General features: G+C 64.7%; 1 protein-coding gene. It reads right to left on the bottom strand.

All coding sequences use genetic code 11. The features are described from left to right. Positions 1–501 (bottom strand): hypothetical protein (locus RX972_RS29325; protein ID WP_316880814.1); only part of this gene is annotated, 501 nt, incomplete at both ends.

A 501-nucleotide genomic window follows, 5' to 3' on the forward strand; every position in this document is an offset into this window, starting at 1 on the left:
GTTGACGATTTCCCGGATCGGCCGGCTCGGTCCCTGGCGTCAGCGCTGCCGAGCGACTATCGCGATCACCGCTGGCTTTCTCGCTCTGACCGCGCACGATCGTCTTAGAGTGACGGCCCTCGTGGCTGAAGGTCGCGCGTGACCCCTTCACATAGCCCGGCAGAGTGAGATCGGCCGGCGCTCGCTTGGCACCTGTGCGTGTGATGACAACACCGCCGACGCCATCGCTCATCACCAGGGCGTGCCGCTGGCGCGCGCCTTTCTCGATTGCGGAGTGTCCCGTCTCACCGAGATCCAGCGCGTAGCGGGGAAAGGGCTTGCCTGTGTCGATCTCGGTCCGCACGTTCAAACCGAATGGCGCGACGATGCGCTTGACGGCATCTTCCAGCGGTATGTTGGTGAACTCGCCTGGCCCCTCGGGCACGGCAGCGCAATCGATCAAGTCGCCGGCCTTGTCCTCCCCGGATATGCTGACCTCCGCATGCTCCTCGTCGAGATTGG

It is taken from the genome of Pseudomonas syringae group sp. J309-1 (genome assembly GCF_032582135.1).
Lineage (GTDB): Bacteria > Pseudomonadota > Gammaproteobacteria > Pseudomonadales > Pseudomonadaceae > Aquipseudomonas > Aquipseudomonas quasicaspiana.